This is a genomic window from Mesorhizobium sp. M1A.F.Ca.IN.020.06.1.1 (genome assembly GCF_004023265.1).
In the GTDB taxonomy this organism is placed as follows: Bacteria; Pseudomonadota; Alphaproteobacteria; order Rhizobiales; family Rhizobiaceae; genus Mesorhizobium.
This window is the reverse complement of sequence record NZ_RZSR01000166.1, coordinates 1-8371: the sequence shown is the minus strand read 5'-3', so window position 1 is coordinate 8371 and position 8371 is coordinate 1. Positions and strand designations below refer to the sequence as shown.

The 8371-nt window shown below is 65.7% G+C and carries 9 protein-coding genes; 5 read left to right on the top strand and 4 right to left on the bottom strand.

The features are described from left to right. The coding region (locus EOA60_RS10205) for a histidine kinase dimerization/phospho-acceptor domain-containing protein (RefSeq protein WP_164899252.1) at positions 1-1424 on the bottom strand (1424 nt) is incomplete at its 3' end. A gap of 219 nt (positions 1425-1643) precedes the next feature. Between EOA60_RS10205 and EOA60_RS10200 the strand changes: the two genes are divergently transcribed. Further along, positions 1644-2978, top strand: a complete 1335-nt coding sequence (locus tag EOA60_RS10200; RefSeq protein WP_095826078.1) for a dicarboxylate/amino acid:cation symporter — start codon at positions 1644-1646, stop codon at positions 2976-2978. A gap of 196 nt (positions 2979-3174) precedes the next feature. Next, positions 3175-3756 carry a histidine phosphatase family protein gene (locus EOA60_RS10195; RefSeq protein WP_095826043.1) on the top strand — a complete coding sequence of 194 codons (582 nt, stop codon included), beginning with the start codon at positions 3175-3177 and terminating at the stop codon, positions 3754-3756. A gap of 12 nt (positions 3757-3768) precedes the next feature. Here the strand turns inward: EOA60_RS10195 and EOA60_RS10190 are convergent, their stop codons facing one another. The 3 genes from EOA60_RS10190 to EOA60_RS10180 form a co-directional block, all read right to left on the bottom strand. Then, positions 3769-4533, bottom strand: coding sequence for a pseudouridine synthase (locus EOA60_RS10190; protein WP_095799402.1), 765 nt, complete (start codon positions 4531-4533; stop codon positions 3769-3771). A gap of 254 nt (positions 4534-4787) precedes the next feature. Next, positions 4788-5123, bottom strand: coding sequence for a hypothetical protein (locus EOA60_RS10185; protein ID WP_127334895.1), 336 nt, complete (start codon positions 5121-5123; stop codon positions 4788-4790). A 258-nt stretch (positions 5124-5381) separates the two neighbouring features. Further along, positions 5382-5822 carry a hypothetical protein gene (locus EOA60_RS10180; RefSeq protein WP_066993921.1) on the bottom strand — a complete coding sequence of 147 codons (441 nt, stop codon included), beginning with the start codon at positions 5820-5822 and terminating at the stop codon, positions 5382-5384. A 356-nt stretch (positions 5823-6178) separates the two neighbouring features. Between EOA60_RS10180 and EOA60_RS10175 the strand changes: the two genes are divergently transcribed. From EOA60_RS10175 to EOA60_RS10165, 3 genes are all read left to right on the top strand, one after another. After that, positions 6179-7432, top strand: a complete 1254-nt coding sequence (locus EOA60_RS10175) for a sarcosine oxidase subunit beta family protein (protein WP_095826042.1) — start codon at positions 6179-6181, stop codon at positions 7430-7432. A gap of 13 nt (positions 7433-7445) precedes the next feature. Then, the gene (locus EOA60_RS10170; RefSeq protein WP_067322843.1) at positions 7446-7715 is read left to right on the top strand and encodes a sarcosine oxidase subunit delta; all 270 of its coding nucleotides are present in this window, start codon (positions 7446-7448) and stop codon (positions 7713-7715) included. Beyond that, positions 7712-8371, top strand: a 660-nt coding sequence (locus EOA60_RS10165) for a 2Fe-2S iron-sulfur cluster-binding protein (RefSeq protein WP_128311313.1), incomplete at its 3' end; no start/stop codon positions are given. The genes EOA60_RS10170 and EOA60_RS10165, both read left to right, overlap by 4 nt.

The following is an 8371-nucleotide window of genomic DNA, read 5'->3' as shown; positions in this document are numbered from 1 at the left end:
GTGCGACCCTTGCGGGCGAAAGCTTTCAGCTCCTCGGTGATGGAGCCGATGCGTTCGGTCAGCGCTGCGATGGCGCCGAGATTTTCCTCCGCCGGCGCCGTCTGCTTGCGTTCCAGGAAAACGCGCGCATTGTCGGCATAGGCGCGGATGGTCGCCACCGGCTGGTTGATCTCATGCGCGACGCCCGCGGCAACCTGGCCGAGCGTCGCCAGGCGGTTGGCCTGCACCAGCTCCTGCTGCATGACCTGCAGCTTGGCTTCGGTGCTGCGGTGGTCGGCGATCTCGGCCTGCAGCCGGTCGCGCGCGAGGCTGAGGTCCTGCGTGCGCTCGACGACGCGCCGTTCGAGTTCGGCGCGCGCCGCCTGCTCGGCAGCGATCCGCATCTGCGCGGACTGCCGGCGCCACAACAGATAAGCGGCCAAAGCAAGCAGCGGGACAAGGACGCCGAGGGCCAACAAACGCATTTCGCGCTGCGCCGCCGCGATCGGCGCTTCCGCCGGCACGAGATAGTCGAGGCGCCATGGCGTCGACGGCACGGCGGTGGATAGCCGCAGATACTCCGCGTCGCTGCCGCCGGGCGTGATGGCGTGCACCAGTGCGACATCGAGGCTCAGCGGTTGCGGTCTCGTGATGGGCAACGGCACCAGCGGAGCCTCGCCGAACTGCTGGCTGGCGCGGATGTCGGCCGCGACTGGAGCGGCCAGCGGCGCCGTCGTCATGAAGCGCCAGGAGGGCACGCTGGTGATCAGCACCACCCCATGCTCGTCGCTGACATAGGCCGGGCGGTTCGCCTCGTGCCAGTCGGCTTCGAGCTGGTCGAACTCCATCTTGACCACGACGACGCCGAGCGGGGCCGCCGCACTCCCGACACGGCGCGAAATGTAGAGGCCCGGGCGCTTGCTGACATTGCCGAGCGCGAAATACTCGGCCGTGCCGGATTGCATGGCGCCCGAGAAATAGGCGCGAAAACCGTAGTCATTGCCGACAAAGCTAACCGGCTCGCGCCAGTTGCTGGAAGCGATGGCCAGCCCGTCCGGGCCGGTGACGTAAAGCACCGAGGCCTTGGTGCCCGAAACCAGCCCTTCGAGCTTGCGGTTCAGCACGTCGATCGAGGCGGGGCTGCGCTCAGCGAGCGCGTCATGCACCTGCTGGTCTTCGGACAGAAGCAGCGGCAGCGCGCGCGGGTTTTCGAGCACCGCACGCAGCAGCGCCACCTTGAGATTGGCGTCGGTCCGCCCTTGCGCCGACAGCGCCTCGATCTCGGTCGAGCGTCCGTAGAGGCCGGCGCCATAGAGCGCTGCAAAGACGATGAGAAGCGCCACCGCCGCAAACAGCAGCCAGGCGCGCCGCGCCCGCCCGGCGAGCAGTTCGGGCGTCGAAGCGAGGGCAGCGGCGGGGCGTTGCAGCCTCGCCCCTTTGTGCATGATTTCGCACAAAGCACAATTCGAGCTATGCGGATCGCCGCACTGCGCTGTCGAATGGCAAAGCGCGTTGCGTCAGAAAACCAAACAAAATCAATGCTCGACGCCTCAAGGCGCAATCTGGCACGGCCGTTGCAAATGCATCCGCAGCAGCCGCGAGGCTGTGAAGGTCAACTGCCCCGGGAGGTCGAGCTTCTCGATCGGGGCCGAACGGAGGACATCATGCAGACGGCAATCGCTGCCGCGGAACCGCGCGGCAAAGTTCCCTTTTATCGGCATCTTTACGTGCAGGTCCTGGCGGCGATCGCCGCCGGCATCCTGCTCGGCCATTTCTATCCCGACATCGGCGCCTCGCTGAAGCCGCTCGGCGATGCCTTCATCAAGCTGGTCAAGATGGTGATCGCGCCAGTGATCTTCCTCACCGTCGCGACCGGCATCGCCGGCGTCTCCGACCTGCATAAGGTCGGCCGGGTCGCCGGCAAGGCGATGATCTATTTCCTCGTCTTCTCGACGCTGGCGCTCATCGTTGGCCTGATCGTGTCAAATGTCGTCCAGCCCGGCGCCGGCATGCACATCAATCCGGCGACGCTCGACGCCTCGAAGGTCTCGACCTTCACCGAGAAGGCGCATGACACGACGATCGTCGGCTTCCTGATGAACATCATCCCCGACACCATCACCGGCGCCTTCGCCCAGGGCGACATCCTGCAGGTGTTGTTCTTCTCGGTGCTGTTCGGCGTCGCTCTCGCTTTGGTCGGCGAGCGCGCTCGTCCGGTGGTCGACTTCCTGCAGGCGCTGACGGCGCCGATCTTCCGCCTCGTCGCCATCCTGATGAAGGCTGCGCCCATCGGCGCCTTCGGCGCCATGGCCTTCACCGTCGGCAAATACGGCATCGGGGCGATCGCCAATCTCGCCTTCCTGATCGGCACCTTTTACCTGACGTCGCTGCTCTTCGTGCTGATCGTGCTGGGAGCGGTGGCATGGTACAACGGCTTCTCCATCCTGGCGCTGATCCGCTACATCAAGGAAGAGCTGCTCCTGGTGCTCGGCACTTCCTCGTCGGAGGCAGCGCTTCCCGGCCTGATGGCCAAGATGGAGCGCGCCGGCTGCAACCGCTCGGTGGTCGGTCTCGTCATCCCGACCGGCTATTCGTTCAACCTCGACGGCACCAACATCTACATGACGCTGGCAGCGCTGTTCATCGCCCAGGCGACCGACACGCCGCTCACCTTCGGCGACCAGATCCTGCTGCTGCTCGTTGCCATGCTGAGCTCCAAGGGGGCCGCCGGCATCACCGGCGCGGGCTTCATCACCTTGGCGGCCACGCTTTCGGTCGTGCCTTCGGTGCCGGTTGCCGGCATGGCGCTGATCCTCGGCGTGGACCGCTTCATGTCGGAGTGTCGCGCGCTCACCAACTTCGTCGGCAATGCCGTCGCGACCATCGTCGTGGCGCGCTGGGAAGGCGAGCTCGACCAGAAGCAGTTCGCCGCCGCCATGGCCGGCCAGATGCCGGAGGAGGCAGACCTCGCGCTCTCAGGCGGCCTGCAGCCGGCCTGAGCGATCGAAACAATTCCCGGAAAATTGCCTCGGTGACTTCACCGTAGCCTTCGATCCGGAGTTGCACAGACAACGAGCGTCCACCCAAGCCGAAACAGGCCGTGGCTCCGCCGCGGCCTGTTCTTTTTGTCGGACGCCGAATAGGGTGGCGCGGGCCGGCATTCTTGCCGGTGCATCCAAGCGTGAGGGCCGACGGATGAGCAGCGCGTTTCCCGAGATCTACCTTGTCCGCCATGGCGAGACGGAATGGAGCGCATCGGCAAAGCATACCGGCCGCACCGACATTCCGTTGACCGCGAAAGGCGAACAGGCCGCACGCGGCGTCGCCGACCGCCTCAAGGAGCAGACCTTCCAGGCGGTCTGGTCGAGCCCATCGCAGCGCGCCTTCGACACCTGCCGGCTGGCCGGCTTCGGCGAGCGCGCGCTCAAGAAGGCCGACCTGCAGGAATGGGATTATGGCGCCTATGAAGGCGTGACGACGAAGGAAATCCTTGCCGGACGTCCCGGCTGGCAGTTGTTTCGCGACGGCTGTCCGGGCGGCGAGACGGCAGCCGATGTCGGCGCAAGGGCCGATGCGATCGTGGCCGAAATCCGGACGGCGGCCGGCAATGTGCTCATCTTCTCGAGCTCGCATTTCCTGCGCGTGCTTGCGGCGCGCTGGATCAGCCTGCCGCCGGAAGGCGGCGAACATTTCGTCCTCGATACCGCGAGCCTCAGCATCCTCGGCTACGAGCACGACCTGACCGAACCGGTCATCCGCCGCTGGAACCAAAAGTAGTTCCGGCCCCTGTTAAGCGGCAAGCATCGCCAGCTCCACGGCCGTTAAATGCCGCGCCTTGCCCTTCGCGAGATCACCCAACTGCAGCCTCCCGATCGCCACCCGCACCAGCCTGAGCACCTCGATGTCGAAGGCGCCGAGCATGCGGCGGATCTGGCGGTTGCGGCCTTCGTCGAGCACGATCTCCAGCCAGGCCGTGCGCCCGCCGCTGCGCAAGAGCGCGATCGAGCTCGCCGTCAGCAATTCCCCGTCGACGACAGCGCCTTGGCGGAACCGCTCGAGCATCTTCTCGTCGGGCGCGGAAGCAATCTGCACATGATAGGTCTTGGCGACATGCGAGGCAGGATCGAGCAAGCCGTTCGCCCAGCGCGTGTCGTTGGTCATCAACAGCAGACCTTCGCTCGCTTTGTCGAGACGGCCGACCGGCGACACGAAGGGCAGGTCAAGATCAGCAAGGCAGTCATAGACCGTGCCGCGCCCGTCGGGGTCGTCGCGCGTGGTGACCAGCCCGCGCGGCTTGTTGAGCATCAGATACACTTTTCGTTCCGCGGCGACCTGTGCGCCATCGACTGCGATGCGGTCGCGATCCGGATCGACGCGCAGCGACGGATCGCGCGCCACCTTGCCGGCAACGCGCACGCGTCCTTCGGCGATCATCAGTTCGGCCTGCTTGCGCGAGCAGAATCCTAGCTTCGACAGCGCTCGGTTGAGGCTGACTTTTCCAGCGATCGGTCGTCGCGGGAATTCGGGAAGCTGTCGTAGGGGCTTGCGTGTCATCGGCCGACAGATGCCATGCCGGGCAACGCCGGCGCAACCTGGCCGCCGTGCTTGCACTTCTCGCATTGCCTTTCGCTCGCAGATCGGCCGCACCTTGATCCCGCGCCAGATCCCGGCCGGCCTGGTCGCCACGCTCGCTGGCGGTCCCGTGCTGATGTGGCTGCTCCGGTGACGAGAAGCGGTGCAGCCAACGTTTCGGGTGGTGACGAGTACCTGACTTTGCTGAACCGGCAGCGTCGTCGACCGCAATCAAATCACGGTTCCGGCGGAGCGCTCAACCGCCGGTAAGGGACGCCGTCGAAGGTTGCCGTCACGAAGCTCTTCACCGACATCTTGCGCTTATGGCCGTCGCTGCAGGCATAGACCGGCCAGCCGGCCTCGCTGCATTCGCTGGCCGCGCAGAGGCGGGCAAGGCAGTTGCCGACAGTCAGCCGGAAGCCGCCTTTGCCGGCGAAGCTCTGCAGCAGGCTGCCATCGGCCGAGCGCCATGTCCGCTGGCGAAATTCCGGCCGCAGGGCCAAAGGTTCGAGAGGGGCGGCGAGATTGGCGGTGCCGGTACGCGCCATGAGCTGAAGACGGTACCGGGCCATCCCGGTCGTATATGCGGTTACGAGGTCGGACTCACCCGAATACGCGGACGCCAGATCGGAGCGGTCGAAGAGAGGAGCCGCTCGCTCGCCTGCTTCTGTTGGCCTCGCAAGGGCAACAAGGGCGACAAGGGCCAAACAAGCTCGCACCATTTTGATTTCCAGCAGCCATGCATCTCCGGCCTGCCAGCGCCCCCGGCTGCCTTCCACACCATCCCGCCAATTGCTGCGCGGTGCAAGCCGCTGCGCCAATAACCCGTGTCACCCATTGGGCGCCGGCGGCAGTTCGAACAGGGTGGCGCCATTCTCCTGTCCCCGCTCGACATAGCCGATGAGCCGAAACCATTTTGCGACGTCCGGTCCATCGAGCCAGCTGCGCGAGTGCACGGGCAGGTTGCCGGCGAGCGCCTGGATGTGGCGGATGTGACGCCTGCAGAAGCGAACGGTTGCCGCTCTGAAGAAGTCCTCCTGCGCGGCAAACAGCGTGTCGGCCGCGTCGCCATGCTCATGCCAGGCGATAAAGGCGACGGCCTGCGCGCCCTCGACCAGCGCATGGGCCCGGCCTTCCTTCAGGTTCATCATCAGATTGTCGTAGGCGGCCTTGCTGTCCTTGCCGGCCGCCAGGTACTCGTCCGACATTCGCTTGGACAGGCCGCGGAAAACATCCTCGAGATCTCCGACCGTCGCTGCGCGTGCTCTCATTTCTCCTCCTGACAGCCCGGCGGGAGTTTGCCCCATGGGAGGAGGATCACCAAGCAAATGAAATCCGCCATGCGCCTGACACGCGCAAATGCATTTCACTTGGCTTAGATGGCCGGTTGCCGCGCTCCCTGCGAGGCGCAGCCTCGATTCCTCAATGGACACAGGTGTCCATTCAAGCTAAGTTCGCCCCGCGCGAAGGTGGACGACTTTGTCGAACCGCGGCAGAACGGGATGGGTTATGGACTTTCGAGGACGGGGCGAGTTGATTGCGCCGGTTCGGTACTGCGCCGCCGATATGGCGTCTCAAGGTTTCTTGGCCCGTTGCACTATCGCTCACGTGATGCGGGCCTGAGCGCATGACAAGGCACTATTCAGCGCTTTCGCTATTCAAGGAAGGCGTCGCCGGCCAGACGGGCTGGGAGAAGGCCTGGCGCTCGCCGGAGCCCAAACCGCGTTACGACGCCGTCATCGTCGGCGGTGGCGGCCACGGCCTCGCCACGGCTTACTATCTCGCAAAGAACCACGGCGTCACCAATGTGGCGGTGCTCGAGAAAGGCTGGATCGGCGGCGGCAACACCGGCCGCAACACAACCGTCGTCCGCTCAAATTACTTCTACCCTGAAAGCGCGGCGATCTACGGATTGGCGCATAGTCTCTACAAGAGGCTATCGAAGGATCTGAACTACAATGTGATGTTTTCCGCGCGCGGCATTCTCACCCTCGCGCATAGCGAAGCGGGAATGGAAACCGCTGCCCGGTCCGTCAACGCCATCCAGGTCAACGGCATCGATTGCGAATTGTTCTCGGTCGAGGACGTCCGCCGGGTGGTGCCGATCTACAATTTCGGCCCGGATGCCCGCTACCCCGTCTATGGCGGCACCTGGCAGCCGAGCGGCGGCACGGCCCGTCATGACGCTGTCGCCTGGGGCTATGCGCGCGCCGCCAGCCTTCTCGGCGTCGACATCATTCAGAACTGCGAGATCAGCGACTTTATCATTGAGAACGGGCGCTGCCGTGGGGTCGTCACGTCGCGCGGCGCAATCCGGGCCGAGCGTACGGGGATGGCGGTGGCCGGCCACTCCTCGGTGCTGGCGGCGAAGGCGGGATTCCGGCTGCCGGTCAATTCCTATGCACTGCAGGCCTGCGTGTCCGAGCCGGTCAAGCCGATCATCGACACGGTGGTGATCTCGCCGGATACGGGCGTCTATGTCAGCCAATCGGACAAGGGCGAACTGGTGATCGGCGGCGCGCTCGACCGCATCCCGTCCTATGGCCAGCGCGGCAACTTGCCGGTGCTGGAAGGCGTGATCGCAGGCATGCTCGAAATGTTCCCGATCTTCGGCCAGCTGAAGATGATGCGGCAATGGGCAGGCATCGTCGACGTCGTCCCCGATTCCTCGCCCATCATCGGCGAATCGCCACTGCCCGGGCTTTTCCTCAATTGCGGCTGGGGCACGGGCGGCTTCAAGGCGATTCCCGCCGGCGGCACGCTGCTTGCCCATTTGCTTGCCACCGGCAGGCACCACGACATCAGCCGGCCTTTCGATCTCGACCGCTTCGCCCGCGGCCGGCTGATCGACGAGGCTGCCGGCTCCGGCATTGCCCATTGAAGGTGTAGAAAAGATGCAGCTCTTTCCCTGTCCGTTCTGCGGGCCGCGCGAAGAAAGCGAGTTTCACTATGGCGGCGAGGCCGGCAATTTGCGGCCCGACGGCGGGGACGTGACGGCCGAGCGCTGGGCCGGCTATCTGCATATGCGCAACAACCCGAAGGGGCCGACTCGCGAGATCTGGATGCACCTGACCTGCGGCGAGTGCTTTGCGATGAGCCGCGACAGCGTCAATCACAAGGTGTCGGGTTCCTCCGTGCTCGGCGACGCGGAGCATGGCGCATGAGCGCTTCGCGTCTTGCCAATGGCGGCTGCGACATCGATCGGGCCCGCCCGCTGAGCTTCACTTTCGACGGCACGCGCGTCGACGGCTTTGCCGGCGACACGATCGCGTCTGCCTTGCTGGCGAGCGGCCGGGCGATCGTCGGCCGCAGCTTCAAATATCATCGGCCGCGTGGCATCTGGGGATCCGGCGTGGAGGAGCCCAACGCGCTGGTCGATGTCGAAAGCGCCGGCGGCCGCGCGCCGAATGCGCGGGCAACGACCGTGCCGGCGCGGGACGGCCTCACGGTCAAGAGCGTCAACGCGTCGCCGACGGCGCTGGCCGACCGCAACGCGGTGCTGGACCGCCTTGCCCGTTTCCTGCCCGCCGCATTCTACTACAAGACCTTCATGTGGCCGGACTGGCACCTGTTCGAGCCGCGCATCCGCGCCATGGCCGGGCTCGGCGTCGTCGACCGCAATTGGAAGCCGCGTCACGTCTCGGACCAGATCAACCACCATTGCGACGTCCTGGTGGTCGGCGCCGGACCGGCCGGCCTCGCCGCGGCTGCCGGCGCGGCGGCAGCCGGGCACTCGGTCGTCCTGGTCGACGACCGGACGCATCCCGGCGGGTCGCTTCGCCACCGTGCACGCGAAGTCGACGGGGCCAAGGGGTCGGCA